This window comes from Sphingobium sp. B8D3A, assembly GCF_025961995.1.
Lineage (GTDB): Bacteria > Pseudomonadota > Alphaproteobacteria > Sphingomonadales > Sphingomonadaceae > Sphingobium.
This window is the reverse complement of record NZ_JAOQOS010000001.1, coordinates 2,352,870-2,378,809: the sequence shown is the minus strand read 5'-3', so window position 1 is coordinate 2,378,809 and position 25,940 is coordinate 2,352,870. Positions and strand designations below refer to the sequence as shown.

24 protein-coding genes are annotated in these 25,940 nt (G+C 64.6%); 14 read left to right on the top strand and 10 right to left on the bottom strand.

Going from position 1 to position 25,940, the window contains the following annotated elements; all coding sequences use genetic code 11:
* Positions 1-255: 255 nt before the first annotated feature.
* The 7 genes from M2342_RS11075 (at position 256) to trxB (ending at position 6,664) form a co-directional block, all read left to right on the top strand.
* Complete coding sequence (locus M2342_RS11075) at positions 256-1,662, top strand: circularly permuted type 2 ATP-grasp protein (protein WP_264579120.1); 1,407 nt, start codon at positions 256-258, stop codon at positions 1,660-1,662.
* Positions 1,663-1,723: 61 nt separating this feature from the next.
* Positions 1,724-2,656, top strand: a complete 933-nt coding sequence (locus tag M2342_RS11070) for an alpha-E domain-containing protein (protein WP_181559953.1) — start codon at positions 1,724-1,726, stop codon at positions 2,654-2,656.
* 18 nt (positions 2,657-2,674) lie between these two features.
* Positions 2,675-3,514, top strand: a complete 840-nt coding sequence (locus M2342_RS11065; protein ID WP_264579119.1) for a transglutaminase family protein — start codon at positions 2,675-2,677, stop codon at positions 3,512-3,514.
* A 43-nt stretch (positions 3,515-3,557) separates the two neighbouring features.
* The gene (locus tag M2342_RS11060; RefSeq protein ID WP_181559951.1) at positions 3,558-4,304 is read left to right on the top strand and encodes a peptidase; all 747 of its coding nucleotides are present in this window, start codon (positions 3,558-3,560) and stop codon (positions 4,302-4,304) included.
* Positions 4,305-4,479: 175 nt separating this feature from the next.
* A complete protein-coding gene (locus tag M2342_RS11055) occupies positions 4,480-5,418 on the top strand; it encodes an IS5 family transposase (protein WP_264577804.1) in 939 nt (312 codons plus the stop codon).
* Positions 5,419-5,564: 146 nt separating this feature from the next.
* Positions 5,565-5,696, top strand: a complete 132-nt coding sequence (locus tag M2342_RS11050; RefSeq protein WP_264573070.1) for a hypothetical protein — start codon at positions 5,565-5,567, stop codon at positions 5,694-5,696.
* The gene (gene trxB / locus M2342_RS11045; RefSeq protein WP_264579118.1) at positions 5,693-6,664 is read left to right on the top strand and encodes a thioredoxin-disulfide reductase; all 972 of its coding nucleotides are present in this window, start codon (positions 5,693-5,695) and stop codon (positions 6,662-6,664) included. Before M2342_RS11050 ends, trxB begins: the two co-directional genes overlap by 4 nt.
* 111 nt (positions 6,665-6,775) lie before the next feature.
* On the opposite strand, the gene M2342_RS11040 is transcribed toward trxB, so the two are convergent.
* Positions 6,776-7,072, bottom strand: a complete 297-nt coding sequence (locus tag M2342_RS11040) for a hypothetical protein (protein WP_264579117.1) — start codon at positions 7,070-7,072, stop codon at positions 6,776-6,778.
* A gap of 183 nt (positions 7,073-7,255) precedes the next feature.
* Positions 7,256-7,561: a phosphopantetheine-binding protein gene (locus M2342_RS11035; protein WP_264572267.1), complete on the bottom strand. Its 306-nt coding sequence runs from the start codon at positions 7,559-7,561 to the stop codon at positions 7,256-7,258.
* A gap of 143 nt (positions 7,562-7,704) precedes the next feature.
* Between M2342_RS11035 and M2342_RS11030 the strand changes: the two genes are divergently transcribed.
* Both M2342_RS11030 and M2342_RS11025 read left to right on the top strand, forming a co-directional pair.
* Entirely contained in the window at positions 7,705-9,249 is a 1,545-nt protein-coding gene (locus M2342_RS11030) for an AMP-binding protein (RefSeq protein ID WP_264579116.1), read from the top strand.
* Entirely contained in the window at positions 9,246-10,499 is a 1,254-nt protein-coding gene (locus tag M2342_RS11025) for a pyridoxal-dependent decarboxylase, exosortase A system-associated (RefSeq protein WP_264579115.1), read from the top strand. Before M2342_RS11030 ends, M2342_RS11025 begins: the two co-directional genes overlap by 4 nt.
* 6 nt (positions 10,500-10,505) lie before the next feature.
* Here M2342_RS11025 and M2342_RS11020 read toward each other — a convergent pair whose 3' ends face one another.
* The 3 genes from M2342_RS11020 to fmt form a co-directional block, all read right to left on the bottom strand.
* Positions 10,506-10,961 carry a hemerythrin domain-containing protein gene (locus tag M2342_RS11020; RefSeq protein WP_264579114.1) on the bottom strand — a complete coding sequence of 152 codons (456 nt, stop codon included), beginning with the start codon at positions 10,959-10,961 and terminating at the stop codon, positions 10,506-10,508.
* A gap of 79 nt (positions 10,962-11,040) precedes the next feature.
* Positions 11,041-11,790 carry a tRNA pseudouridine(38-40) synthase TruA gene (gene truA / locus M2342_RS11015; protein WP_264579113.1) on the bottom strand — a complete coding sequence of 250 codons (750 nt, stop codon included), beginning with the start codon at positions 11,788-11,790 and terminating at the stop codon, positions 11,041-11,043.
* Positions 11,787-12,695, bottom strand: a complete 909-nt coding sequence (fmt, locus tag M2342_RS11010; protein WP_264580034.1) for a methionyl-tRNA formyltransferase — start codon at positions 12,693-12,695, stop codon at positions 11,787-11,789. Before fmt ends, truA begins: the two co-directional genes overlap by 4 nt.
* A gap of 65 nt (positions 12,696-12,760) precedes the next feature.
* Between fmt and recR the strand changes: the two genes are divergently transcribed.
* Complete coding sequence (gene recR, locus M2342_RS11005) at positions 12,761-13,357, top strand: recombination mediator RecR (RefSeq protein ID WP_264579112.1); 597 nt, start codon at positions 12,761-12,763, stop codon at positions 13,355-13,357.
* A gap of 103 nt (positions 13,358-13,460) precedes the next feature.
* Positions 13,461-13,991, top strand: coding sequence for a peptide deformylase (gene def / locus M2342_RS11000; protein WP_264579111.1), 531 nt, complete (start codon positions 13,461-13,463; stop codon positions 13,989-13,991).
* Between the two features lie 109 nt (positions 13,992-14,100).
* Here def and M2342_RS10995 read toward each other — a convergent pair whose 3' ends face one another.
* Together M2342_RS10995 and gltX are read right to left on the bottom strand one after the other, a co-directional pair.
* Positions 14,101-15,387 carry a citrate synthase gene (locus M2342_RS10995; protein WP_264579110.1) on the bottom strand — a complete coding sequence of 429 codons (1,287 nt, stop codon included), beginning with the start codon at positions 15,385-15,387 and terminating at the stop codon, positions 14,101-14,103.
* A gap of 18 nt (positions 15,388-15,405) precedes the next feature.
* A complete protein-coding gene (gene gltX, locus M2342_RS10990; protein ID WP_264579109.1) occupies positions 15,406-16,863 on the bottom strand; it encodes a glutamate--tRNA ligase in 1,458 nt (485 codons plus the stop codon).
* Positions 16,864-16,976: 113 nt separating this feature from the next.
* On the opposite strand from gltX, the gene M2342_RS10985 reads away from it, so the two are divergent.
* On the top strand, positions 16,977-19,049 hold the full coding sequence (locus M2342_RS10985) for a ComEC/Rec2 family competence protein (RefSeq protein ID WP_264579108.1): 2,073 nt from the start codon (positions 16,977-16,979) through the stop codon (positions 19,047-19,049).
* A 24-nt stretch (positions 19,050-19,073) separates the two neighbouring features.
* Here M2342_RS10985 and lexA read toward each other — a convergent pair whose 3' ends face one another.
* Complete coding sequence (gene lexA, locus M2342_RS10980) at positions 19,074-19,778, bottom strand: transcriptional repressor LexA (protein WP_264579107.1); 705 nt, start codon at positions 19,776-19,778, stop codon at positions 19,074-19,076.
* A gap of 125 nt (positions 19,779-19,903) precedes the next feature.
* A complete protein-coding gene (locus tag M2342_RS10975; protein ID WP_264579106.1) occupies positions 19,904-20,800 on the bottom strand; it encodes a bestrophin family protein in 897 nt (298 codons plus the stop codon).
* A gap of 194 nt (positions 20,801-20,994) precedes the next feature.
* On the opposite strand from M2342_RS10975, the gene M2342_RS10970 reads away from it, so the two are divergent.
* Together M2342_RS10970 and M2342_RS10965 are read left to right on the top strand one after the other, a co-directional pair.
* A complete protein-coding gene (locus tag M2342_RS10970) occupies positions 20,995-21,483 on the top strand; it encodes a GFA family protein (RefSeq protein ID WP_264579105.1) in 489 nt (162 codons plus the stop codon).
* Positions 21,484-21,625: 142 nt separating this feature from the next.
* Entirely contained in the window at positions 21,626-21,973 is a 348-nt protein-coding gene (locus M2342_RS10965; protein WP_264588499.1) for a DUF6984 family protein, read from the top strand.
* Between the two features lie 439 nt (positions 21,974-22,412).
* Here the strand turns inward: M2342_RS10965 and mfd are convergent, their stop codons facing one another.
* Positions 22,413-25,874 (bottom strand): transcription-repair coupling factor, encoded by a 3,462-nt coding sequence (mfd, locus tag M2342_RS10960; RefSeq protein ID WP_264579103.1) that lies wholly within the window; start codon positions 25,872-25,874, stop codon positions 22,413-22,415.
* Between the last annotated feature and the right edge of the window lie 66 nt (positions 25,875-25,940).

Genomic DNA, 25,940 nt, shown 5'->3' with positions numbered 1-25,940 from the left:
CGTAAGGCGAAGGGCCAGCCAAAAGTCCATGCGCGCTCCCATGCACGGAAAATCAGTGTCCGTCCAGCATGAAGTAGAAAAACGGCGGTAATCGGCCATATTTTTCGCGGTGCGTCAATCCGCTGCAGCGCCTTGCCCAGATATTTTTAACCGCGCGGAACGCGATCGTCCCTCCCGCGATTTTTACTCTTGATTTTGAATTTCCCCGGCTCACTATGCTGCAATGCACAATAAGATAGAGAAACGCATACGCTGATGACATGTTCCGAGATGCTGGGTGAGGCTGGAGACGTTCGCGATTGTTACGCGGTGGTTCAGCAATGGGTGGATGAGACCGGCATCGAGGGGTTGCACCGACGATTGAGCGAGGCGGAAGCGATCTTCCGGCGCATCGGCATCACCTTTGCTGTGTACGGGGAGGGCGGCGACCCAGAGCGGCTTATTCCCTTCGATCTGCTGCCGCGCATCTTCACTGCTGCGGAATGGGCGCGCCTGGAAGCCGGCATTCGCCAGCGCGCGGCGGCGCTCAATGCCTTCCTGCTCGACGTCTATAATCGCGGCGAAATCATCCGGGCCGGGATCGTGCCGGGCGACATCGTCTATCAGAACAAGGCCTATAAGCCGGAGATGGCCGGCTTCACCCCGCCGGGCAGGGTCTACAGCCATATCGTCGGCATCGACATCGTCCGCACTGGTCTCGACGATTTCATGGTGCTGGAGGATAATTGCCGCACACCGTCGGGCGTCTCCTACATGCTCGAAAACCGCGAGATCATGACGCGGATGTTCCCGGAGCTGTTCGCCCGGCAGCGTGTTGCGCCGGTCGACGATTATCCGAGCCAGCTTCTGCGCTCGCTGCAGGAGGTGGCGCCGCCCGCCTGCAAGGGCGTGCCGCAGGTCGTGGTGCTCACCCCTGGCTCGTTCAACAGCGCTTATTATGAGCATAGCTATCTGGCCGACCTGATGGGCGTCGAGTTGGTCGAGCCGGCCGATCTCTTCGTGGAAGACGGGCTGGTCTTCATGCAGACCACGCGCGGCCCCCGCCGGGTGGATGTGATCTACCGGCGCATCGACGATGATTTCATCGATCCGCTCGCCTTCCGGCCCGATAGCCTGCTGGGCGTGCCGGGGCTGTTCAATGCCTATCGCGGCGGCGGCGTGACGCTCTGCTCCGCGCCCGGTGCGGGCATCGCGGATGACAAGGCGATCTACGTCTATGTGCCCGAGATGATCCGCTTCTATCTGGGCGAGACGGCGATCCTCCAGAATGTGCCGACCTGGCAATGTTCCAAGCCGGACGATTTCGCCTATGTGATGGACCATCTCCCCGAGTTGGTCGTGAAGGAGGTTCACGGCTCGGGCGGTTATGGAATGCTGATCGGCCCCAAGGCCAGCGCGAGCGAGATCGAGGCTTATGCCGGGCGGATCCGCGCCAATCCCGCCGAATTCATTGCGCAGCCGACGCTCGACCTTTCGGCCGCGCCCACACTCGGGCCGGTCGGGCTGGTGCAGCGCCATGTCGATTTCCGGCCATTCTGCCTTGTCGGCAAGGAGATCAGGCTGGTGCCCGGAGGCCTGACGCGGGTTGCGCTCGCGGAAGGATCGCTGGTGGTGAATTCAAGCCAGGGCGGCGGCGTCAAAGATACGTGGGTGCTGCGGTGAGGAGGGCTGCGATGAGAGAGGCCTTTTGCGGCACACAGGTCCAACCAAAGGGAGGCCGCCCATGCTGAGCCGGACCGCCGAGAATCTGTTCTGGATGGCCCGCTATATGGAGCGCGCCGAAGCGACCGCGCGGCTGCTCACTATGGGGCAGCGGATGACCATCCTGCCCGGCGCGACGATGCGCGACGAGTGGCGCTCGGTCGTGCAGGTCACCGAGTGCGAGGATGTGTTCGGCAAGGATGCCATCATCCGCGAGAGCGACATCGTCGAACATCTTATCCTGAATGCCGATAACCCTGCTTCCATCCGCGCCTGCCTCGCGCGGGCACGGCAGAACGGCAAGTCGGTGCGCACCGCGCTCACACAGGAGATGTGGGAAGCGCTCAACGAGGGCTGGCGCAAACTGGAAACCTATGGCGTCAACGATGCGCGCCGAGAGTTCGCCGAGATCATCGACTGGGTGAAGACCCGCGCGATGATCTTCCGGGGCGCCACCGAGAGCGGCCAGTTGCGCAACGAGGGGCACGATTTCCTGCGCGTGGGCGGCGCGCTGGAACGGGCGCAGATGACGTTGCGGTTGCTCGACGTCAAATATTACGTCCTGTTGCCGGAGACCGAAGTGGTCGGCGGCCACCGCGACCATTATCAATGGACTTCGGTGCTGCACGCGCTGTCGGGCAGCCGCGCCTATCACCATGTCTATGGCGGCTCCTACACGCCCGCGCAGATCACGGACTTCTTGATGCTCAACCGGCAGTTTCCGCGCAGCACGCTCTATTGCTTCGATCAGATCGCCTATCGGCTGCAGCGGCTGGCCAGCTGGCACGGCCAGCGCACGCCGGCCAATCTGCGCAGCGAGGAGATGGTGGAGACGCTCGCGCAGGCCAATAGCGGAGATATTTTCCGGCGGGGCTTGCACGAAACCGTCCAGAGCAAGATTGTCCAGTGCAACATGCTTGGGCACGAAATCGCACAAGCCTATCATTTCGGCTGAGCGGGAGGCGACCGGGCCATGCGGATCACGATCCGTCACGAGACTGTCTATCGGTATGAGGAGGAGGCTGGCGGCGTGGTCATGCGCCTGCGCCTGTTACCCGCGACTAGCAATGCGCAAACCGTCGAGCAATGGACGGTGACAGCGAACGGCCAGCCCATCGAACGCTGGATCATCAACGGATATGGCGACGCGGAGGCCGTGTGGCGCGCGCCCGGTCGCGTCGACAGCGTCACGATCCTCTCAGAAGGGACAGTGCGGACCGTCGATTGCGCCGGTGTGCTCAAGCCTGCCGATGGCGCGGTACGGCCCCAGCTGTTCCTGCGCGCAACACCGCTGACCGAGATCGACGCGGCGATTGCCGATCTGGCCCTTCGCGCGCGACGGGTGGAGGGCGTGCTCGCCAGCCTGCACGCCCTCTCCGATCTGGTGCACGAGGAGATCGAATATCGATCCGGCAGCACCAGCATGGAAACCACGGCCGCGCAGGCTTTTGCCCAGAAATCGGGGGTGTGCCAGGATCAGGCGCATGTCTTCATTGCGGCGGCCCGCAGCCTGCTCATCCCGGCCCGCTATGTGGTCGGCTATCTGCGGGACGACGAGCGGCCGGATAGCGACCATGAGCCCCATGCGTGGGCGGAAGCCTGGGTAGAGGGGCTGGGCTGGATCGGGTTCGATATTACCCTGGGCATCTGCCCGGTGGAGGGGCATGTGCGCCTGTGCTGTGGCCTTGATGCCGCAGATGCCGCGCCGATTCGGGGCGTGATGATCGCAGGGGGCGAAACCGCATTGTCGCACGACGTGCAGATTGCCAGTCTGCCATCTGAGGATACCACACAATCCCAGACGCAACAGTGAGTCGGGCGGGCGGCTCAATGCGGGCATGAAAAAGGGGCATAAAATGACGTATTGCGTGGCATTGCGGGTCGAGGCCGGCCTGGTGATGCTCTCTGACACGCGGACCAATGCCGGGCTCGACAATATCGGCATGTTCCGCAAGACCTTCACTTATGAGCGCCCTGGCGAGCGGGCGATTGCGCTGCTGTGTTCCGGAAGCCTCTCAGTCACGCAGGAAGTGCGCACCAAGCTTTCCCGCGCCATGAAGGACGCGGTCGACAATCCCGAGGTCGAGACCCTGCTGAACTGCGCCACCATGCACCGCGCCGCCCATCTGGTCGGCGAGGCGATGAAGGCGGTTCAGAAGGAAATGCGCGAGGGGATGAGCGGTACCAGTCCGTCGCTGAGTGCCAGCATCCTGCTGTGCGGGCAGCGCAAGGGTGGCAAGCCCCGCCTGTACCTGGTCTACTCGCAGGGCAATTTCATAGAAGCCACGGCGGACACGCCCTTCTTCCAGATCGGCGAGCACAAATATGGCAAGCCGATCCTTGACCGGATGATCAAGCCGACCACGTCGCTCTCGGATGCCGCCAAGGCGGTGTGCGTCTCCATGGATTCGACGCTGCGCTCCAACCTGTCGGTCGGGATGCCGCTCGATCTGAGCATCATCCCACGCGATCAATATGAGTTCAGCGTCCGTCGCCGAATCGAAGCAGACGACCCGGAATTCTCGACCATTTCCCGGCAATGGGGAGAGGTGCTGAAGTCCGGCTTTGATTCGCTGCCGTCCATGATTGGCGCGGGATCCTGAAGATTTTAGCCCCTCCTCTTCAGAGGAGGGGTTGGGGTGGTGTAGCAACGCTTCTGTTATCCACCGCGCGTGTGATGCTGGCGCATCGCCACCACCCCCGGCACCTCCCCTAAAGGGGATCGTTGCAAAACGGTGTGACATTTGATTCACTTGGTTTGCGTTGAGGAGGCAGGTGATGACAGGTCAGCTCGGTTTTGCGGAAGGTTGGGTGTCGCCCAAACTTGGTCGGAACGAGAGCCTGGATCGGCTATCGCAGGACGTGCGGTGGTATCGGTTCGAGAAGCTGCTGGTGCGGCTCGATCAAGGGGGCGGACGGCCGCCGTTTCCACCGTTACTGATGCTCAAGGCCTTGCTTTTACAGCAGTTCTATGGGCTGTCGGATGCCGATCTGGAAGAGGCGATCAACGATCGGGTGTCGTTCCGGCGGTTCATCGGCCTGCCGCTCGAAGCGTCGTCGCCCGATCACACGACGCTGTGCCGGTTCCGCAATCGCCTGGCCGAGGCCGGGCTGAGTGAAAAGCTGTTTGGCGCGTTCTCGCGCCAGTTGGAGGCGCGCGGTCTCGTGCTCAAGCGCGGCACGATGATCGATGCCTCGCTGGTGGCAACGCCCTTCCGCCCCGGCTCGAGCAGCGGCACGCGCGAGGCAGTGGACGATGATGCGACGCTGACCATGCGCAAGCATCGCGCGCATTATGGCTACAAGGTGCATATCGGCACGGATCAGGACAGCCGCCTGATCCGCCGGCTGGTACTGACCGGAGCAAATGTGGCCGACACCGACATGGCAGAGCGCCTCGTGTGCGGCGACGAGCAGGCGGTCTATGCCGACAAGGCCTATGCCAAGCGGGCGCGGCGACAGTGGCTCAAGGCAGCCGGGATCAAGCCGCGGATCATGCACAAGACTTGGGGCGGCGGCCCGCCGCTTACACCCTTGCAGCGCCGCCACAACGACCTGATCTCCCCCATCCGTGCCCAGGTCGAGGGCGTGTTCGCCACGCTCAAGCGATGGATGGGGTTTACGGCGGTGCGCTATAACGGCCTGAAAGCAAACCGAAGTCACTGCTTTCTGCTCGCCCTTGCCTACAACATGAAGCGATCGCTTAAACTGGCCTGAGCCAGACACCAGAACGCCAAGAGGGCGGCCTCCCGATGCCGAAACGCCGCCCTCTTCAGGGCCCCAGTACGTACCCAGATCCGCCGTCGCTTACCAAAAAGACCCAATCACACCTTTCGCAACGATCCCCTAAAGAGGAGGGGAGGTTGGAAAAGCCCAACCTCGTCGCCCAAGCATTGAGTTCCGCGTCGCACACCCTAAATGCGAATGACAATCGCCACCCCGTGCTGGCGCATAAACAACCCTATCTGTCCGCGAAGGAAGACATCGACCCATGACCGCCACGCACAGCTCGCGCATGATCATTCTCGGTTCCGGGCCGGCCGGTCTTTCGGCCGCCATCTATGCCGCGCGCGCCGGCATGGCGCCGATTGTGGTGCAGGGAATGCAGCCGGGCGGTCAGCTGACCATCACCACCGATGTCGAGAATTATCCCGGCTTCCGCGAGGTCATTCAGGGCCCGTGGCTGATGGAAGAGATGCAGGCGCAGGCCGAGCATGTCGGTACGCAGATGATGTACGACCAGATCGTCGACGTCGACCTCAGCAAGCGCCCCTTCAAGCTGACCGGTGACGGCGGCACCGAATATTATGGCGACACGTTGGTCATCGCAACCGGCGCGCAGGCCAAGTGGCTGGGGCTGGAGAGCGAGCATCTGCTGCAGGGCAAGGGCGTCTCGGCCTGCGCCACCTGCGATGGCTTTTTCTATCGCGGCAAGAAGGTAGTGGTGATCGGCGGCGGCAACACCGCAGTCGAGGAAGCGCTGTACCTCACCAACCACAGCCATGACGTGACGCTGATCCACCGCCGCGACAGCCTGCGCGCGGAGAAAATCCTGCAGGATCGCCTGTTCACGCATCCCAACATCAAGGTGGTGTGGAACAAGGCCGTCGAGCGGTTTGTCGGCGGGGGCGATCCGGAAGGACTCGTCGGCGTCGATCTGGTCGATACCGAGACGGGCGAGAAGAGCCATATCGAGACGGACGGTGCGTTCGTCGCGATCGGGCACAAGCCGGCGACGGAGCTTTTCGAGGGCAAGCTGCCGCTCGACGAAGGCTATCTGGTTGTCGAGAAGGGTACGAGCCGCACCAGCATTCCCGGCGTGTTCGCGGCTGGCGACGTCACCGACAAGATCTACCGCCAGGCGGTGACGGCGGCCGGCATGGGCTGCATGGCGGCGCTGGATGCCGAGCGCTTCCTTGCGGAAGCCGACTTTGAATCACAGCGCGAGCATGTCCCGGCCTGATCGCGGCATCACGGTGAACTAGAATGTGAAAAGCCGGGCGACCGCGAAGGTCTGCCCGGCTTTCCTTTGTCCTGAGCCTGAGCGCGAGCCCAGACGGGTCACGTGTCGCGATTAGCGCGAGGCAACCTTGGTCAGCGGCGTCTCGTTCAGCAGGACCGCATCCTTCACGCGGAAGGATACCGGCATGCCGTTGGCGCTGCCGATCACGCGGCCCTTGGCGACGGTGAGACGGAAGGTCGAGCCGGGCGTTGCGCGGCCCTCGATCACCCGGCGGCTGTCGCCGAGTTCGGTGACGGTGTAGCTGTAGCTGACGCCTTCATGCGTGAAGGTCTTCTCAGCCTCTTTCGCGTGGCCGGGTGTGACGACGGCAAACGAAAGCAGTGCGGCGGCAAAAAAAGCATTTTTCACGAACAGTCTCCTTTGTCAGTTGCAAAAGAGCCTTGCTCGGCATCCCATGTTCTTCCGTGGTCATAGTGCTGCGCTGCACCATGGCTCACAAACGCAAAAAGCGGCGGAGCGATTGCATTTGATGCAAACCGATGACGCGGTGCAGCGCTACGTGCGAAAAGCGGATACGGAGGAGTACGCCTGTCAGGCGGCGCGGCTGTCCAGTTTGCGGCTCAGCATGGCGGCCAGACTGCCGAACGTCTCGAAGCTGTCCATATCCACATCATCATCATCGATGACGATATCGAGCCGATCCTCAAGATCGGTCAGCAAGGTGGCGACAGCCATGGAATCCAGTTCCGGCAGCGACCCGAACAGACCCGTGTCGGCGTCGAACAGATCGACACGCTGCGGGGAGAGCCCGAGCACATCCACGAGCGATGCGCGCAACGCATCGCTGGCCGCGCTGTTGGAGGCGCCATTGCCCTCTCGATCCTGGCTCGTCTGCATCATCGGGCCCCTAGCGGGTCGATATCATTTTGGAAAGCATGGCGATGCGGGGCCGGGCCGATCTTGCCCGACTGTTGCGGCCGATCCACGTTCGCCACGTGCGCGCCTATTCATGCCTTGAAAGAACATGATATGGGCGGAGGATGCCACCGCCCCTCGACCATCTGACGCAGCAGGGCGAGCCGACTGCCATTGCTCTGGCGGGCAAGTTCGGCGCGATCGATTATGCGACGATGGAGCACTTGGTGGGGCGGCTCGCGCACCTGCTCGCCGCGCGTCTCGACGGGGCAGGCGCGCCCGCCGGCAGTCGGGTGGCGGCGTGGCTGCCCAAGGGCCTTCTGGCAGCGCTGCTGCCCCTGGCCGTGGTGCGGGCCGGGCATGTCTATGTGCCGATCAATCCGCTGCTCAAGCGGGCGCAGGTTGCCCATATCGTGCGGGATAGCGGCGCGGGGATGCTGATCTCGCAGCCAGCGCGGCTAGGGACGCTGGAGCCAGGCGATCTGGCCGAGGCTGTGGCGCGCGTGGAAGAGGCCGCGCTGCTCGCTGTGATTGAGGATGCGGACGCCGCGACGTTGCCGCCCGGCACGGGACGCCCCGGCGATCTGGCCGAGATTCTCTATACATCGGGATCGACCGGGAGGCCCAAGGGCGTGATGCTCAGCCACGCCAATCTGATGATCGGCGCGCGGTCGGTGGCCGGCTACCTCGGCCTCGACGCGACGGACCGTACTCTCGCGCTCCTGCCGCTCAGCTTCGACTATGGGCAGAATCAGTTGCTCTCGACATGGTGGGCCGGCGGATGCGTGGTGCCGCTGGATTATCTGCTGCCGCGGGAGGTCGCGAAAGTCGCAGCCCGGCACGCGATCACGACGCTGGCCGGCGTCCCGCCGCTCTGGGTGCAATTGACCGAGATCGACTGGCCGCCAGAGGCGCGCGCTGCCTTGCGCCGCCTCACCAACAGCGGCGGGGCGCTCACGCGTCCGTTGATCGCACGCTTGCGCGAGACATTCCCCGGTGTGGACGTGTTCGCCATGTATGGGCTGACCGAGGCGTTTCGCTCCACCTATCTCCCTCCCGACCTGCTGGATCGCCACCCGGACAGTATCGGCCAGGCGATACCGGACGCGGAAGTGCTCGTCGTGCGGGCAGATGGCACTTTGACCGACGATGATGAGCCCGGCGAACTGGTTCACAGTGGCCCGCTGGTGGCGCAAGGCTATTGGCACGATGCGGCACGGACGGCGGAGCGCTTCCGCCCGGCGCCGGCTGCCTCCGCTTATGGTGGCATGGCGGTGTGGTCCGGCGACACCGTGGTGCGCGATGGCGCGGGCTTGCTGCGCTTCGTCGGCCGGGACGACGCGATGATCAAGAGCGCCGGCATTCGCATCAGCCCCAGCGAGGTCGAGGAGGCGGCGGTGGCCGTCGCGGGCGTGGCGGAAGCCTGTGCGCTTGGTCGCGCGGATGAGCGCCTTGGCCAGGCCATCGTGCTGTTCGTGCGGGCGGAAGCGGCATTATGCGAGACCGATCGCGACTCGCTCGGCGACCGTCTCGCGGCGCAGCTGCGGCAGACGCTGCCAAATTTCATGCAACCGGCGGAGATCAGGATTTTGGCGCAGATGCCGCGTAACCCCAATGGCAAGATCGACCGCGTGGCGCTTGCCGCGCTGGCCGGGGAGGGCGGCGCATGACGCCCCTCAAGCCCAAGCCGATGGGGCCGATCCCGCCCGGTTATGAGAGCGAGGGCGGCATGCTGCTGGTCGGCGGACAGGGCGTGGCCGCGCTGATCGATCAGGTCGGGGAGACGCCGGCCTTTCTCTATGACGCCGGCAAGCTCCGCCAGCGCGTGGCGGCTCTGCGGGCGGCCATGCCGGCCGGGGTCGACCTTCATTATGCGATGAAGGCCAATCCCTTCGCGCCGCTTCTCTCACTCATGGCGGGGCTGGTGGACGGGTTCGACATTGCCTCCGCCGGAGAACTGGAGATGGCGCGGGTAGCCGGGATGGCCGGCAGCCGGATCAGCTTCGCGGGGCCGGGCAAGACCGACCGGGAGCTTGCCGATGCCCTTGCGGCGGGCGTGACGATCAACCTGGAGTCGGAAGGCGAGGCTGAGCGCACACTCGCGCTGGCTGCACGCGCCAATGTCCGGCCCCGGCTCGCGGTGCGCGTCAATCCCGATTTCGAGTTGAAAGGCTCGGGCATGCGGATGGGCGGCGGCGCGCGGCCCTTCGGCGTGGATGCCGATCGTGCGGCCGCACTGACCCGCCACCTGATCGCCGCAGGAGCGGAATGGCGCGGCTGGCATGTCTTTGCTGGCTCGCAGTCGCTGGATGCGCAGGCCATCGTTGCGGCCCAGTCGGCCACCATGGAGCTTGTCGCGCGCTTGTCGGAGGAGGTGGGGCTAAGCCCGCCGCTGGTCAATCTCGGCGGCGGCTTCGGGGTGCCCTATTTCCCCGGTGACTTGCCGCTCGACATCTCCGTCATCGGCGACGGGCTGAACCGTCTGCTGGCCGACCGCCCCGCCATCCTGCGCGAGAGCCGGTTCGCGCTCGAGTTGGGACGCTTCTTGGTGGCGGAGGCCGGCATCTATCTCAGCCGCGTGATCGACGTGAAGCAAAGCCGCGGCGAGACTTTCGTCGTGGTGGATGGCGGCCTGCACCATCAGCTTGCGGCCAGCGGCAATTTCGGCACCGTGGTCCGCCGCAATTACCCGATAGCGCTGGCAAACCGCTTCGATGAGCCGCCGGCGAGCGAGCCGGTCCATGTGGTCGGGTGCCTCTGCACGCCACTGGATCGGCTCGGCGATGCCGTGATGCTCCCGCCTGTCGCGGTCGGCGATCTCGTCGCGCTGTTCATGGCCGGCGCTTATGGCGCGAGTGCGAGTCCGGCGGCCTTCTTGGGCCATGCCCCGGCCCCCGAGTTGCTGGTCGAAGAGGATTGATGCGCGTCAGGCGGCTGATGCCTGATCGGGCGCAATCCCGATCCCACTCAGGCCCTGCGACTCCAGATAGGCCGGATAGAGCATCTGCTCTTCCCGCTGGATGCGGTCGACCAGAGCCTCCAGCGCGGGCCTGAGGGCGGCGCGAAAGGCTTCGGGTTCCTGGAAAATCCGACAGTCCGGCCAGGCCTTCATCAGATCGGCCCATAGATCCCCCAGATGGCCGGTCTCCGCGTGATATTGCGAGGCGAGCGTGGCGATCCTGCCGTTGCCGCTGGCGCGCAGGGCCGGATAGACGTGCTTGTCCTCCTTGGCCAGATGGCGGATCAAGATGCGGTTCAACTTGCTGCGCACCGCGATCAGTTCGCCCACCTCCGCGCCGGATCGCTGCGTCGCCGGGCTCGTGACTTGCTGGCACAGCTCGAGCAGCGCCATATGTTCAGCCTGAAGATACCCCAATTCCATGTCTTAGCCTGCCTCGCGACACCGCTCGCATGTCCATCTGAGCATCCAATCTGCGCCCGGGAGCTTTAACAATGTGTTGTCAGGCGGTTAGGGGATAGTCCGCCGCAATGAAATAAAGGCCGTCCGGTGGTGCATTATGCCCCAGCGCGGCGCGATTGCGCGCGTCCAGCGCCGCCTTGAGGTCATCGGGCGACCATGTGCCAGTGCCGACCAAGGCAAGGCAGCCCACCATCGAGCGGACCTGATGATGAAGGAAGCTGCGGGCCTTGGCGTGAACGGTGATGCGCTCGCCAACGCGCATGACATCGAGCCGGGCGAGGGTGCGGTGGGGGCTGTCCGCCTGGCATTGCGCGGAGCGGAAGGTGGTGAAATCATGTCGGCCGACCAGGGCCTGTGCGGCCTCGTGCATCCGCTCGGCGTCCAGCACCTGCGGCACACGCCAGACAAGCCCGCGCTCGAAGGTGAGCGGCGCGCGGCGGTTAAGGATGCGATACTCATAGGCGCGCGCGACGCAGGAGAAGCGGGCGTGCCAATCCTCCGGCACGATTTCGCAGGTCAGGATGGCGATCGGCTCGGGTCGCAGATGGGCATTGAGCGCTTCCATCAGGCGAAAAGGCGTGATCGCCTTGTCCAGATCGACATGCGCTCGCATGGCGAGGGCGTGAACGCCCGCGTCGGTGCGCCCGGCGCAATGGACGATCGGCGCGCCGCCGGCGATGCGGCCCAGCGCTTCCTCGATGCATTGCTGCACGCTCGGGCCATGGGCCTGGCGCTGCCAGCCCATATAGGGCCGTCCGTCATATTCGACCGTGAAAGCGAAGCGGGTCATTCCAAAAGCGTGCCGACCGGAATGGCGGTGCCACGCAGCAGATCGGCGGTGGCCATGGCGCCCTTGCCGGCGCGCTGGATGAGGGTGGGGCGCAGCGAGCCCTGCTCGCCGCACCCGATCAGCAGACCCTCGTCGAGCACGGTTCCCGCGGGGCCGGGCTGAGAATCGACTGAGGCAGCCAGAACCTTGTAGCGCTCGCCTTTGTGCGCGAACCATGCGCCCGGCGCGGGATTGAAGGCGCGAACGTGCCGTTCGACCGCGACTGGCCCGGCGGTGAAATCGAGGTGGCTCTCCGCCTTGTCGATCTTGGCCGCATAGGTCACCCCATCCTCGGGTTGGACGATCGGCGGATAGGCCCCGATCTGATCGAGCACCTGGACCATCAACGCGGCGCCGGCATGCGCCAGCTCCTCGGTCAGCGCGCCAGCGGTCTTCTCGTCCACGGGCGTGCTGACCTTTGCCAGCATCGGCCCGGTATCGAGACCCTTGGCCATCGCCATGATGGTGACGCCGGTGCGCTCGTCGCCTGCGAGGATGGCACGCTGGATCGGTGCCGCGCCGCGCCAGCGCGGGAGCAAAGAGGCGTGGACGTTGAGACTGCCGAGGCGCGGGGCGTGGAGGACCGGGATCGGCAGGATCAGCCCATAGGCGGCGACCACGGCGACGTCCGCCTCGAAAGCGTCGAAGACCTCCTGTTCGGCCGCGTCATTCAGGGAAAGGGGCGTCCGCACCGGAAGGCCCAGCGCCTCCGCTCTGGCTTGCACCGGGCTCGGGCGAGGCGCCTTGCCGCGACCTGCCGGACGTGGTGGCTGCGTATACACCGCCACCACGGAATGACCGGCATCAATCAACGCATCGAGCGTCGGCACCGCGAAATCCGGCGTTCCCATGAAGACGATCCGCAAAGGCTCTTTCATGCGGCCCTCTGAAACGCTTGTATCATCGCAGCGCAAGCCCTTATTTGGCAGTCATGTCCTCGCCAGAGATCGACGCGCTCACGCAGGCGCTTGCCCGGCTGCCCGGCCTTGGCCCCCGTTCGGCGCGACGGGCGGTGCTGCACCTGCTGCAACGGCGCGATGCGGCGATGGTGCCGCTGCTGCGCGCGCTGGAAAGCGTGAGCGAGCGGATGGTGCATTGTTCGGTCTGCGGCAATGTCGACACCATCGATCCCTGTGCGATCTGCGCCGATACTCGCCGCGATGCCCGCGCTTTGTGCGTGGTGGAGGATGTGGCGGACCTGTGGGCGCTGGAAAAGTCGCGCCTGTTTCCTGGGCGGTTCCACGTGCTGGGTGGCCGGCTCTCCGCGCTGGATGGCGTGCGGCCCGAAGACCTGTCGATCGCCAGCCTTGTCCAACGCGTCGCCGATGGCGGCATCGATGAAGTCGTGCTGGCGATGAACGCCACGCTGGAGGGGCAGACGACGGCCCATTACATCGCGGAGCGGCTGGAGGCCTATCCGGTGCGGCTGACACAACTGGCTCATGGCGTGCCCGTCGGGGGCGAACTCGATTATCTTGATGAGGGCACGCTGGCGCAGGCGCTGCGGGCGCGGCGGCCGATTGGTTGAGGGGCGGATACGCGGGCAGATCCTGCCGCGTTCGATCAGCCTGATCGGAACAAAGCGTTAACAACGGCTTGATCTCGCGCCTTGGCTTTCATATCTGGACACCATGGCCATTAGACCGATCCTTGAGACCCCGGACCCGATTCTGCGGACGATTTCGACGCCTGTCGAGGCGATCGACGATGATTTGCAGACGCTGATCGATGACATGTTCGACACCATGTACGATGCGCCGGGCATTGGGCTGGCGGCCATTCAGGTCGGCGTGCCCAAGCGGGTGCTGGTGATCGATCTGCAGGAGCCCGAGTCCGAGGAGGAAGGTGCCCCGCCGGTCAAGAATCCGCTGGTATTCATCAATCCGGAGATCCTTGATGGCTCCCCGGAAAGCTCGGTCTACAACGAGGGCTGCCTCTCCGTGCCGGACCAATATGCCGAGGTCGAGCGGCCAGCGCGCATCCGCGCCAGCTGGATGGATCGGCAGGGGCGGATTCATGAGGAAGAGCTGGAAGGGCTGCTCGCGACCTGCCTGCAGCACGAGATGGACCATCTCGAAGGCATTCTCTTCATCGACCATCTGTCCCGCCTGAAGCGGGACATGCTGCTCAAGAAACTGGCCAAGACTCGCAAGGCGGCCTGAGCTTCCGCGCCCCATTGCGGCGCGGCTTGGTCTTCGAATTTGATCGGCAAGAAAAAAAGGGGCGCTTCGGGCGCCCCTTTTTCTAATCCAGGAATAAGCCAGCCGGGGCTCAGCGCTTGTCCATCGGCACATAGTCGCGCTGCGTCGGGCCGGTGTAGAGCTGACGGGGACGACCGATCTTCTGCTCTGGGTCCGAGATCATTTCGTTCCATTGCGCGACCCAGCCGACGGTGCGAGCGAGGGCGAAGAGCACGGTGAACATGTCCGTCGGGAAGCCGATCGCCGACAGGATCACGCCTGAGTAGAAGTCCACATTCGGGTAGAGCTTCTTCTCGATGAAATAGTCGTCGTGCAGCGCGATCTGCTCCAGCTCGCGGGCGACGTCGAAGATGGGGTCGCTGACGCCCAGCTTGTCCAGCACTTCCTTGGCGGTCGCCTGCATCACCTTCGCGCGGGGATCGTAGTTCTTATAGACCCGGTGGCCAAAGCCCATCAGGCGGAACGGATCGTCCTTGTTCTTGGCGCGGGCGATGTAGGACGGGATGCGATCGACGGTGCCGATCTCGCGGAGCATGTTGAGCGCCGCTTCGTTAGCGCCGCCATGCGCCGGGCCCCACAGGCAGGCGATGCCGGCCGCGATGCACGCAAACGGATTGGCGCCGGACGAACCGGCCAGACGCACCGTCGAGGTCGAAGCGTTCTGCTCGTGATCGGCATGCAGGATGAAGATCTTGTCCATCGCTGCTTCGACCACAGGATCGACCACATACTCCTCGGCGGGCACCGAGAAGGTCATGCGCAGGAAGTTGCCGGTGTAGCTCAGGTCATTGCTCGGATAGACGAAAGGCTGACCCACCGAATATTTATAGGCCATGGCGGCAAGCGTCGGCATCTTGGCGATGAGACGGTGGCTCGCGATCATCCGCTGATGCGGATCGGTGATGTCCGTCGAGTCGTGATAGAAGGCCGACAGCGCGCCGACCACGCCGCACATGATCGCCATGGGGTGCGCATCGCGACGGAAGCCACGGAAGAAGGTGGAGAGTTGCTCGTGCACCATCGTGTGGCGGGTGATCGTCCGCTCGAACAGCTCGAATTCCTCCTTGGAAGGCAGCGAGCCGCGCAGCAGCAGATAGGCGACTTCCATGAAGCTCGACTGCTCGGCGAGCTGATCGATGGGATAGCCGCGGTGAAGGAGCACGCCTTCATCACCGTCGATATAGGTCAGGGCCGAGTCGCAGCTTGCCGTCGAGGTGAAGCCGGGGTCGTAGGTGAACATGCCCGTCTGGGCATAGAGCTTGCGAATGTCGATGACCTTGGGGCCGACGGAACCTTCGACGACCTTACAGTCGAGATCCTTGCCCTCGACGGTCATTTTGACTGTGCTGTCGCTCATTCCTTCACCCCTTATTGCTCAAATTTGCGGCCCGGACCCGGAAGCCTGGAGGAGTCCGGCCTGATCCTGCAGGCGGCCCAAGGTTTCGTCCCGACCAAGATGGAGTAGCACGTCGAAGATACCGGGCGACGTCGTCCGTCCCGTTAACGCAACGCGCAGTGGCTGTGCAATCTTTCCAAGGCCAAGGCCTGCCTCTTCCGCGATCGCGCGTATGGCCGCCTCAAGCGACTCAAGTGACCAGTCGGGCAGCGCCCGCAACTGCTCGACCACCGTGCCGAGCAGGGCTCGGGCATTTTCGTCGAGTAGCTTGGCGGCAGCCTCCTCGACCGCGAGCGGCCGTTTGGCGAACAGGAACGCGGCGCCGTCAGTCAGCTCCAGCAGCGTCTTGGCGCGGGGCTTGAGCGCGGGCATGATCGCCGCAAGCTGGTGCAGCCGGGCCTCGGCGGCGGCATCGTCGGCCAGCGGTTCCATCCGCTCGGCGACCAGCAGAGCGAGGCGACCGTCATCGGCCTCGCGGATGTAATGGCCATTCAGATTCTCGAGCTTCTTGAGGTCGAATCGCGACGGCGAGCGACCCACGCCCGGCAGATCGAACCACTCGACGGCCTGCTCGCGGCTGATGATCTCATCATCGCCATGACCCCAGCCGAGTCGCAGCAGATAGTTGTTCACCGCCTCGGGCAGCATGCCCAGCTCGTCACGATAGGCATCGACGCCCATGGCGCCATGTCGCTTGGAGAGCTTGGCGCCATCCTGCCCGTGAATCAGCGGGATGTGCGCATAGACCGGTTCGGGCCAGCCCATCGCGCGGATGATGCCGAGCTGGCGGAAGGCGTTGTTGAGATGGTCATCGCCACGGATCACATGAGTGACGCCCATGTCATGATCGTCCACGACGACGGCCAGCATATAGGTGGGCGTGCCGTCCGAGCGGAGCAGGATCATGTCGTCCAGCTCGGCATTCTGCACGACCACACGGCCCTGCACGGCATCTTCGATGACGGTTTCGCCCTCGCGGGCCGCCTTCAGGCGAATGACATAGGGGGTATCGCCGCCTTCGGAGGAATCGCGGTCGCGCCAGCGCCCGTCGTAGCGCATCGGCTGACGCGCGGCGCGTTGCTGCTCGCGCAGGGCTGCCAGCTCTTCGGGAGTCGCGAAGCATTTATAGGCATGGCCGGCGTCGAGCAGGGCGTTGGCGACCTCGGCATGGCGTGCCGCACGCGCGAACTGGAAGACCGGCTCGTCATCGCCGGCGAGGCCCAGCCAGCTCAAGCCGTCGAAGATCGCCTCGATCGCGGATTCGGTCGAGCGGGCGCGGTCGGTATCCTCGACGCGCAGCAGGAACTTGCCGCCGTGGTGACGAGCGAAAAGATAGTTGAACAGCGCCGTGCGTGCGCCGCCAATGTGGAGATATCCCGTAGGCGAGGGGGCAAAGCGGGTGACGACCGTGCCTGTTTGTTTCCGTCCTTCTGCCACGCTATGCCTGCTTTTCCCTTATGTCGCGGGTGGGTTTCCTAGTGAACGAGAATGCCCCTAGCACGCCTTTTCCGGCTCGACAAATACCGTTGTTGCGCCGCAGCAGTGTCTGGTTGGGACGGCTTCACGCGCGGACGGAATCGGTGCTGGAGGCCGAGCGGGCGCAGCTACCGCTGTGGGTGCCGATCCTGCTGGGCGCCGGGATCATCGCCTGGTTCACCTTGCCTGCGCCACCGCAGTGGATGGCGTGGATCGCCTTCTGGCTGGGCGCCGCCGCTGCCTTTGGCGCCGTGGGGCGCGGAGGGCGATTGCCTGCTGCGCTGGCCATCGGGGCGGTGCTGTTGGCGGCGGGCTGTCTGCTGATCTGGGCCAAAGCGCTGCTCGTGGCGCAGCCGCCACTTTCGCGCGCCGCGGTGGTGGAGATGGAGGCTCGAGTCCTCTCGGCAACGCCCTTGGCTGCCCGGGGACTGGTGCGGCTGGAGGTCGCGCCGCTGTCCCGCCCTGACCTGCCGGCGCGGGTCCGCATCAACGCGGCGCCCGATCAGATGGCAGAGGAGATTGCCGCAGGGGACCGCATTGCCGTCCGAGCGCGGCTAATGCCGCCTGCACCGGCTGCCCTGCCGGGCGCTTATGATTTTGCGCGGGCGGCCTATTTTTCCGGCCTCGGCGCTACCGGGCGGGCACTCGGCAAAGTGCAGCGCCTCGATGCGGCAACCGCTGGCGGGGATGCGCGCGCGTCACTCGCCCACCACATCGCCGCGCGGTTGCCGGGGCCGGAAGGGACGATTGCGATCACGCTCGCCACGGGCAATCAGAACTGGATCAGCGAGGCGGATGCGGACGCGATGCGGCGCAGCGGGCTTGCCCATCTGCTCTCGATCAGTGGCTTGCACGTCTCCGCGCTGATCGGCGGCGTGATTCTCATCATGGTCAGTCTGCTTGCGCTGTCGCCGACCCTTGCGCTGCGCTGGCCGGTGCTGATGATCGCCGCCTGCGTGGGCGGCGCGGCGGGCATCGGATACACTGTGTTCACCGGGGCGCAGGTGCCGACGATCCGCTCCTGCATTGCCGCTCTGCTGGTGATCGCGGGCATGGCTCTGGGCCGCGAAGCAATCGGGCTGCGCTTGATCGCGACCGGCGCGCTGATCGTGATGATCTTCTGGCCCCAGGCTGTCATCGGCCCTAGCTTCCAGATGAGCTTCGTTGCCGTGACCGCAATCGTGGCGCTTTACGAATATCCCCCCGCACGGCGGCTGTTCGAGCGACGCGACGAGGGGCGGATAAAGCGCTGGACCCGCAGCCTCGGCGCCTTGCTGGCGACAGGTTTGCTGGTGGAGCTGGTGCTGACGCCGATTGCCTTCGCTCATTTTCATCGCTCCGGCCTGCTGGGCGCTGCGGCCAATATGATCGCCATTCCGCTCACAAGTTTCGTGGTGATGCCCGCCGAGGTGTTCGCGCTGGTACTCGATGCCGTCGGGCTGGGGGCTCCGGTCTGGTGGGTCGTCGGCGTGGCGCTCAAATTCCTGCTGTGGATTGCGCATAGTGTCGCCAGTCAGCCCTTTGCGACGCTGTCGCTGCCCGTCTCCAGCGGACTGGCCTTTGCGCTCGCCATGATCGGCCTCTTGTGGCTGATGCTCTGGCACACGGCGCTGCGCTGGTGGGGCTTGCCTCTGGTGGCTTTGGGTTTTCTTCTGACATTTCTGGCACCGTCCGCTGATGTGCTCGTCACCGCCGACGGCCATCATGTGGCGGTGCGCCTGGGCGACGGGCGGATGGCACTGCTGCGGGACCGAAGCGGGGACTATGTTCGCACGACTCTGGCCGAGGCGAGCGCTTATGACGGCGAGTTTGCGTCCCTCGCGCAGGCGCCGGACACGCGATGCACGCGGGACATGTGCGCGATGACATTGCCGGGCCGTACCGGCCAGCCGCCGGTTCACCTGCTGATCAGTCGCTCGCGCTTGCTCGTTCCCTATCCCGAGTTGGTGGCCGCCTGCGCACAGGCTGATCTTGTGATTGCCGACCGACGCCTGCCGCCCGGATGTGTGCCGCGCTGGGCAAAGCTGGATCGGCCCGCACTGAGTGCCATGGGGGGCGCACTGGTCCTGCTGGACAGCCGGGAGATCGTGCCGGGCCACGACCCGCGCAGTCGCCATCCCTGGATAGCGGGCACCGGCTCGCGCTAGAGCCAGCGTCCCAAACCGCCCGTCTCAGTTATAGCGCCGCAATAGCCCTGCGAGCCGACCCTGAATGCGCACCTGCCGCGCCTCATAGGTTTGCGGCTCATGATCGCGATTGGCGGGGTCGAGCCTCACCTTGCGGCCGTCATGATGGAAATATTTGAGCGTCGCTTCATTCTCGTCGATGAGGGCAACGACGATCTGGCCATCGCGCGCCGTCTCGGTCCGTTGGATCAGCGCGAAGTCACCGTCGAAAATCCCTGCTTCGATCATCGAGTCACCGGAGACTTCCAGAGCGTAATGATCGCCGGCGCCCAGCAATGCGGCCGGGACGGGCAGCATGGTATCGCTCTCCATTGCCTCGATGGGAAGACCAGCAGCGATACGCCCATGCAGCGGAATTTCGATCACGTCATTGGCGGCGATGGGGATCGTCCGCGCCGGCGCAGTGGGCACCTTGCGCAGCGGGGTCACGTTGGTGGCCGCCGCCGGCTCTTCCGTCCGCTCCGCCACGGGCATACCGTCCGGCAATTTGAGGATTTCGAGCGCCCGCGCACGATTGGGCAGCCTACGGATGAAGCCGCGCTCTTCCAGCGCGCTGATCAGCCGGTGGATGCCGGACTTCGACTTGAGGTCCAGCGCCTCCTTCATCTCCTCGAAACTGGGCGAGACGCCACCCTGATCGAGATGCTGCTTGATGTAGCTGAGCAGTTGCTGTTGCTTGGCGGTCAACATGAGTGGTTCCCCAATATGGAACGGACGGAGAACGTTTAGGAAACGAATCGAGCCACGTCAACACGGATCGGCCGAATATCTCGCGTTTCGGTGGGCTGGCGCTCCAGCCTTGCGCTAGCGAGCGATCAGGTCAGGATGTGCTGATCGGGCGCGATGGGCGCGGGGAGATCAGTCGCGCCGAGGCGGGCGAGCATTTCGCGTTCCACCGTCCGCGTCATAGCATCGAGCGGCAAATCGTTGGGATCATAGCCGAACGGGTCTTCCAGCTGATCGCCCAAGGCGTCCAGCCCGAAGAAGGTGTAGCTCGCCACCAGCACCGGAATGAGGGCCCACCAGCCCAGCGAACCAGCCAGGGCGAAAGGCAGCAACAGGCAGAAGACGTAGGTCGTGCGGTGGAGAATGAGCGAATAGGTGAACGGTACCGGCGTGCTGGCGATCCGCTCGCAGGCCGCCTGCACATCGCTGAGCGCCTTGAGCTGCCCCTCGATGAGCGAATGATGGATCGGGTTGATCCGCCCGTCTGCGGACAGGTGCAGGCAGTGCGCGCCCATCTCGTAGAGCACGGTGTCGGTAGGGTTCGGGGAGGTGCGCCAAGGCCCATCCTTTACCCACCTGCCGATCGCGGCCGCCTCGTCATGCTGGCGCAGGCGGGAAGCAAGACCGTTGGTGAAGCCGCAGATGCCGCGGAGCAGCGGGGTGCGTTCCTCCTCAGGCAGCGAGGAGGTGAGTCGCGCGAAGGAGCGGCTCGCGATGATCAGCGCGCCCCATTGCTTGCGACCCTCCCACCAGCGATCATAACAGGCGCTGTTGCGGAAGCTCATGAAGATGGAGAGCGACAGGCCGATCAGCGCGAATGGAATGCCGCTGATCTGCGCGAACAGCCCGGGCCAGGCGCGCGCCGCGAGAATGGCCGCCACGCTGGCCACGGCGATGCCCGCCAGCCGATGCTGGATATGCGGCATGATCGTGCCGCGATAGGCGAACAGCACTTCGAGCAAGCCAAGGCGGTTGCGAACGATCACGGGCGGACATCTCCTGCCAGGGCACGCGGCCACCGGACATGGGCCGGGCACCGGGCGCGCTCGCCATGCGGAGGATGCGCGCGCAGATCAAGGATTAAGTGGCCGCAAGGGGAAGCGCGCAATGGGCGCTGAGGGAACCGGCGGAGATAAGAGCGGTTCAGCTCGAGAGACGATCACCACAAGAGGACCGTGCCATGCCCCTCAAGCTCGAAGGTTCCTGTCGATGCGGCGCCGTGCGCTTTTCCGTCGACAGCCACGCGCCGGTGCCATTCCTGCGCTGTTATTGCTCGATCTGCCGCAAGACCGCCGGCGGTGGCGGCTATGCCATCAATCTCCACGCCGACAAGCGCACGCTCAAGGTGCAAGGCGAGACCGCCATCTATCACGCTACGCTGGACGATGGTGAAGGCAGCTGCCAGGTCAGCACCGGCGAGCGGCACTTCTGCCCGTCCTGCGCGAGCGCGCTCTGGGTGTTCAGCCCGGAGTATCCTGACCTGCTCCACCCTTTCGCTTCCGCGATCGACAGCGATTTGCCCAAGGCGCCGTCGCTCGTGCACATGATGCTCGGATCAAAGGCGAATTGGGTCGAACCGCAGATCGGGCGGAACGACCAGTGCTTCGACGGCTATCCAGACGAGGGGCTGGAAGACTGGCACCGGGCGCATGGGCTATGGATTGAATAGGACGGTTCGGGCGGGACGCTTCCAGGGGCGGCCGTGAAGTGGGTTGGTGGCAAGAACGTCAGCTATCATCGGCAATCTTAAAACCTGCCTGTCCAGATACCATGTCATTGCAGTCAATATTGAATCCCTTATTTGACGTTAAATGCACTCTGCACGTCGCCCTCTTAAGCCTGAAGAGCGGGCGTTGGTTGCCTACCTTTGGGAGGTGAACGAGTGCAGTAACGCCCTGCCGCCTGAGCTTCTCGTTGAGGAGATGGATGATGGCGGGATGGGAAGCCTGTCATTTGTATCGCAAAAGCTCGAACGCACATATGGAGGCGAGGCTGGCTCTTGCGGCTTTTACGACGAAGATGGGATGCAAGTTAGGGTTGGGTTGATTCTGGACCAAGACGGGGATCTGTACGAACTTGATCTTTGGAAGGTTGATTTCAGCCCACTTATCAAAATCCCTGAGCCTTGTTCATTCTTCGACAAACGCGTTCCGGCTTGAGCGGCCGCTTCCCACGCTAGAACATGTCGTTCACCGATCCTTCGTCACCGCTTCAAAGCGGCTACGGCTGTGGTCCGACGTTGGTGTTGAACACGGACTGATCAGGCGCGAAGCGATTGTCGGAATTCCCTCCGTTCGTCCTGAGTAGCTGCTGAGCTTGTCGAAGCGGCGTATCGAAGGACCGGCCCGTGCACTGGGATGCTTCGATACGGCTCTTCGATACGCGCCTGCGACGTTCCTCAGACCCTACTCAGCACGAGCGGTAAAGGTAAGAAGGCCGATTTCCATAGCTTGTTCGCAGGCGGGGAGCTTTTATCGACAGCAGCCATGATGGCTCCTCAGTGTCGAGGAAAGCTCACAATCCGGATTCTCTGCTTCGTCCCTTCAGCGCCGCCCCAACACATGCTCCACATCGCGCGCCGTCGCGGTAATCCACCCCTCAACCAATACTCTTCGCCAGCCCCTGGCTCAGCTTCAGCGCCCCATTCAACCGTGCCTTCGGGTCGCCCCAGGCGCGCTGGATGACCAGCTTGCTGTCGGGCCGCAGCTTGGCGATGGCGCCGAGTTTCTGGACGTAGCCGATCAGGCCGGGAAGATTGCGGCACTGGTCGTTCTGGAAGCTCACCAGCGCGCCGCGCGGGCCGATGTCGATCTTGGCGATGCCGGCCTTGCGGCAATTGAGCTTCACGTCGATTAGGGTCAACAGATTCTGGGTAGGGTCCGGTAGCGGGCCGAAGCGGTCGATCAGCTCGGCGGCGAAGGCCTCGATGGCGCCCTTGTCCTCCAGCTCGTTGATGCGGCGATAGAGGCCCATGCGCAGGTCGAGATCCGGCACATAATCCTCCGGGATCATGATCGGCGCCTCGACATTGATCTGCGGCGAGGACTTGTCCGGTGCCGGGGCGAGCGCGGCACCGCCGGCCTTGGCTTCCATGATCGCCTCTTCCAGCATCGACTGGTAAAGCTCGAAGCCAACCTCCTTGATGTGGCCGCTCTGCTCGTCACCGACGAGATTGCCCGCACCGCGAATGTCGAGATCATGGCTCGCAAGCTGGAAGCCGGCGCCCAGCGTATCGAGATCGGACAGGACTTTGAGCCGCTTTTCGGCCGTCTCCGTCGTCAGCCGATCGGCGGGAGTCGTCATATAGGCATAGGCGCGCGTCTTGGATCGGCCCACGCGGCCGCGCAGCTGGTAGAGCTGCGCGAGGCCGAAGCGATCGGCGCGATGGATGATGATGGTGTTGGCGCTCGGGATATCGAGACCGGATTCGACGATGGTCGTTGAGAGCAGCACATCATATTTGCGCTCGTAGAAGGCGGACATGCGCTCCTCGACCTCGCTGGCCGACATCTGGCCATGGGCGGAAATGGCGCGCACTTCGGGCACCTTTTCTCGGAGGAAATCCTCCATGTCCGGCATGTCCGAGATACGCGGCACGACGAAATAGGTCTGGCCGCCGCGATAATGCTCGCGCAGCAGCGCCTCGCGCAGCACCACGTCATCCCAGGGCATGACATAGGTGCGCACGGCGAGGCGATCCACGGGCGGCGTCTGGATGACGGACAGCTCGCGCAGGCCGCTCATCGCCATTTGTAGCGTGCGCGGGATCGGCGTCGCGGTGAGGGTGAGGACATGGACGTCTGCCTTGAGCTGCTTGAGGCGCTCCTTGTGGACCACGCCAAAGCGCTGCTCTTCATCCACGATCACCAGCCCGAGCCGCTTGAACTCGAGCCCCTTGGTCAGCAGCGCGTGCGTGCCGATCACGATGTCGATGGTGCCGTCGGCCAGGCCATCCTTGGTCGCTTTGGTCTCGGTGGTGCCGACAAGGCGCGAGAGGCGCCCGACCTTGAGCGGGAAGCCGCGGAACCGCTCCTCGAAATTGAGGTGATGCTGGCGCGCGAGCAGGGTGGTCGGGCAGATCAGCGCAACCTGCGCCCCGGCCATTGCGGCGACGAACGCGGCGCGCAGCGCGACCTCCGTCTTGCCGAAGCCGACATCGCCGCAAACCAGCCGGTCCATCGGCTTGCCGGCGGCCAGATCGTCCAGCACATCGCTGATCGCGCGGTCCTGATCCTCGGTTTCCTCATAGGGGAAGCGGTCGACAAAGGCGGGGTAGCCGGCGCTCTCCACCTCATAAGCAGGGGCGGCACGCAAGGCGCGCTGGGCGGCGGTGGCGAGCAGCTCTCCGGCGATTTCCCGGATGCGCTCCTTCATCCGCGCCTTGCGGCGTTGCCAGGCCTCGCCGCCGAGCTTGTCCAGCGCGACCGCATCCTCGCCCGAACCGTAGCGCGAGAGCACGTCGAGATTCTCGACCGGCACGTAGAGCTTGTCGCCGCCGGCATAAGCCAGCGCCACGCAATCATGCGGCGATTTGCCGACCGGGATCGAGGTCAGGCCCTCATAGCGCCCGATGCCATGATCGACATGGACGACAAGATCGCCCGGTGTGAGCGTGGCGAGTTCCGCGAGAAAGGCGTCCGCGCTCTTGCGCCGCTTCTGGCGCCGCACCAGACGATCGCCGAGCATGTCCTGCTCGGTCAGCACCTCCAGTTCGGCATTGGCGAAGCCGTGATCGAGCGGCAGCACGGCCAGCGCGACGCGGCCCGGGGGCGCGCCGAGCGCTTCCTGCCAGCTATCGACCAGTGTGACGCCGCGCACGCCGTGGTCTTCAAGCAAGCCCTTCAGTCGCTCGCGCGCGCCGATGGAGTAGCTGGCGATGATGCGCTTGCGGCCCTTGCGCTGGCTTTGCTCCAGATGCTTGGCCACGGCCTCATAGACATTGCCGCCCTGCGCCCGCTCGGGCGCGAAGTCGCGGGCGCTGTCCACGCCGAAATCGAGCACCTGGGCGCTCTCGGGCTCGTGGAAGCTGGACGTGAGGTGGATCGGCAGCGCCTCGATGCTTTGTGCCCACTGATCGGCAGTCAGATAGAGCTGATCAGGCTGCAGCGGGCGATAGCTGCCCGGCGAGGCCGCTGCGGCGGTCGTGCGGTTGGCGTGATAATCGCGGATCGCCTCGAAGCGGGCTTCGGCCGCGCCAGCGGTGCCGCCCTCGCGAATCCACAGCGTTCCCTCCGGCAGATGCTCGGCGAGCGGGACGAGCCGGTCCTCGAACAGCGGCAGCCAATGCTCCATGCCGGCCAGACGCCGGCCATCGCTCACCGCCTGATAGAGTGGATCGCCGGTGGCGGTCGCGCCGAACATCTCGCGGTAGCGGCTGCGGAAGCGCTTGATGCTCTCCTCATCGAGCAGCGCCTCGGAGGCGGGCAGGAGCATGAAGCCATCGACCGCCCCGGTGGTACGCTGGGTCGCGGGATCGAACCGACGCAGCGTCTCGATCTCGTCGCCGAAGAAATCGAGCCGCAGCGGTCCTGGCTCGCCGGAGGGGTATAGATCGACGATGCCGCCGCGCACGGCATATTCGCCGGCATCATGCACGGTATCCGTGCGGACATAGCCGTTGGATTGAAGCAGGCTGACCAGCCGGTCGATGGCGATCCGCTCGTTTGGAGCCAGGCGCGCAACCATCTGGCGGATGCGAAAGGGCGTGAGCGTCTTCTGCGTGACCGCATTGACGGTGGTGATGACCAGCTGGGGGCCGTTGGGCTTGCCCTGCAAGGCATGCAGACCAGCCAGCCGCTCGGATGCGGCGCGCAGCGAAGGGGAAGCGCGGTCGTAGGGCAGGCAATCCCAGGCCGGGATGCTCACCACCTCCAGCTCTGGCGCGAAATAATGCACGGTCTGCGCTATCGCGTCCGCCATCTGGCCGTCGGCGGCGATGAAGCAGGCGCGCTCCTTCGCCGCGCGGGCGAGGTCGGCCAGCAGCACGGGCAGGAAGCCCGCGGGCACGCCGGAGAGGGTAAGCGGCGCCTTGGCCGAGAGGATGCGGGAAATGTCGGTCATGGATTATTCGGACGATCTTCCGTTCGTGTCGAGCGAAGTCGAGACACGGGTAGCACTAATAGGGCG

Coding starts and splice junctions, on each gene's coding strand:
- trxB (WP_264579118.1), top strand. CDS start 5,693: ATGACCGCCACGCACAGCTCGCGCATGATCATTCTCGGTTCCGGGCCG.
- M2342_RS11025 (WP_264579115.1), top strand. CDS start 9,246: ATGACGCCCCTCAAGCCCAAGCCGATGGGGCCGATCCCGCCCGGTTAT.
- M2342_RS11065 (WP_264579119.1), top strand. CDS start 2,675: ATGCGGATCACGATCCGTCACGAGACTGTCTATCGGTATGAGGAGGAG.
- M2342_RS10995 (WP_264579110.1), bottom strand. CDS start 15,387: ATGAGCGACAGCACAGTCAAAATGACCGTCGAGGGCAAGGATCTCGAC.
- M2342_RS10965 (WP_264588499.1), top strand. CDS start 21,626: ATGCACTCTGCACGTCGCCCTCTTAAGCCTGAAGAGCGGGCGTTGGTT.
- M2342_RS11030 (WP_264579116.1), top strand. CDS start 7,705: ATGCCACCGCCCCTCGACCATCTGACGCAGCAGGGCGAGCCGACTGCC.
- M2342_RS10970 (WP_264579105.1), top strand. CDS start 20,995: ATGCCCCTCAAGCTCGAAGGTTCCTGTCGATGCGGCGCCGTGCGCTTT.
- M2342_RS11060 (WP_181559951.1), top strand. CDS start 3,558: ATGACGTATTGCGTGGCATTGCGGGTCGAGGCCGGCCTGGTGATGCTC.
- recR (WP_264579112.1), top strand. CDS start 12,761: ATGTCCTCGCCAGAGATCGACGCGCTCACGCAGGCGCTTGCCCGGCTG.
- M2342_RS11070 (WP_181559953.1), top strand. CDS start 1,724: ATGCTGAGCCGGACCGCCGAGAATCTGTTCTGGATGGCCCGCTATATG.
- def (WP_264579111.1), top strand. CDS start 13,461: ATGGCCATTAGACCGATCCTTGAGACCCCGGACCCGATTCTGCGGACG.
- M2342_RS11020 (WP_264579114.1), bottom strand. CDS start 10,961: ATGGAATTGGGGTATCTTCAGGCTGAACATATGGCGCTGCTCGAGCTG.
- lexA (WP_264579107.1), bottom strand. CDS start 19,778: ATGTTGACCGCCAAGCAACAGCAACTGCTCAGCTACATCAAGCAGCAT.
- M2342_RS11035 (WP_264572267.1), bottom strand. CDS start 7,561: ATGCAGACGAGCCAGGATCGAGAGGGCAATGGCGCCTCCAACAGCGCG.
- mfd (WP_264579103.1), bottom strand. CDS start 25,874: ATGACCGACATTTCCCGCATCCTCTCGGCCAAGGCGCCGCTTACCCTC.
- M2342_RS11075 (WP_264579120.1), top strand. CDS start 256: ATGACATGTTCCGAGATGCTGGGTGAGGCTGGAGACGTTCGCGATTGT.
- M2342_RS11055 (WP_264577804.1), top strand. CDS start 4,480: ATGACAGGTCAGCTCGGTTTTGCGGAAGGTTGGGTGTCGCCCAAACTT.
- truA (WP_264579113.1), bottom strand. CDS start 11,790: ATGACCCGCTTCGCTTTCACGGTCGAATATGACGGACGGCCCTATATG.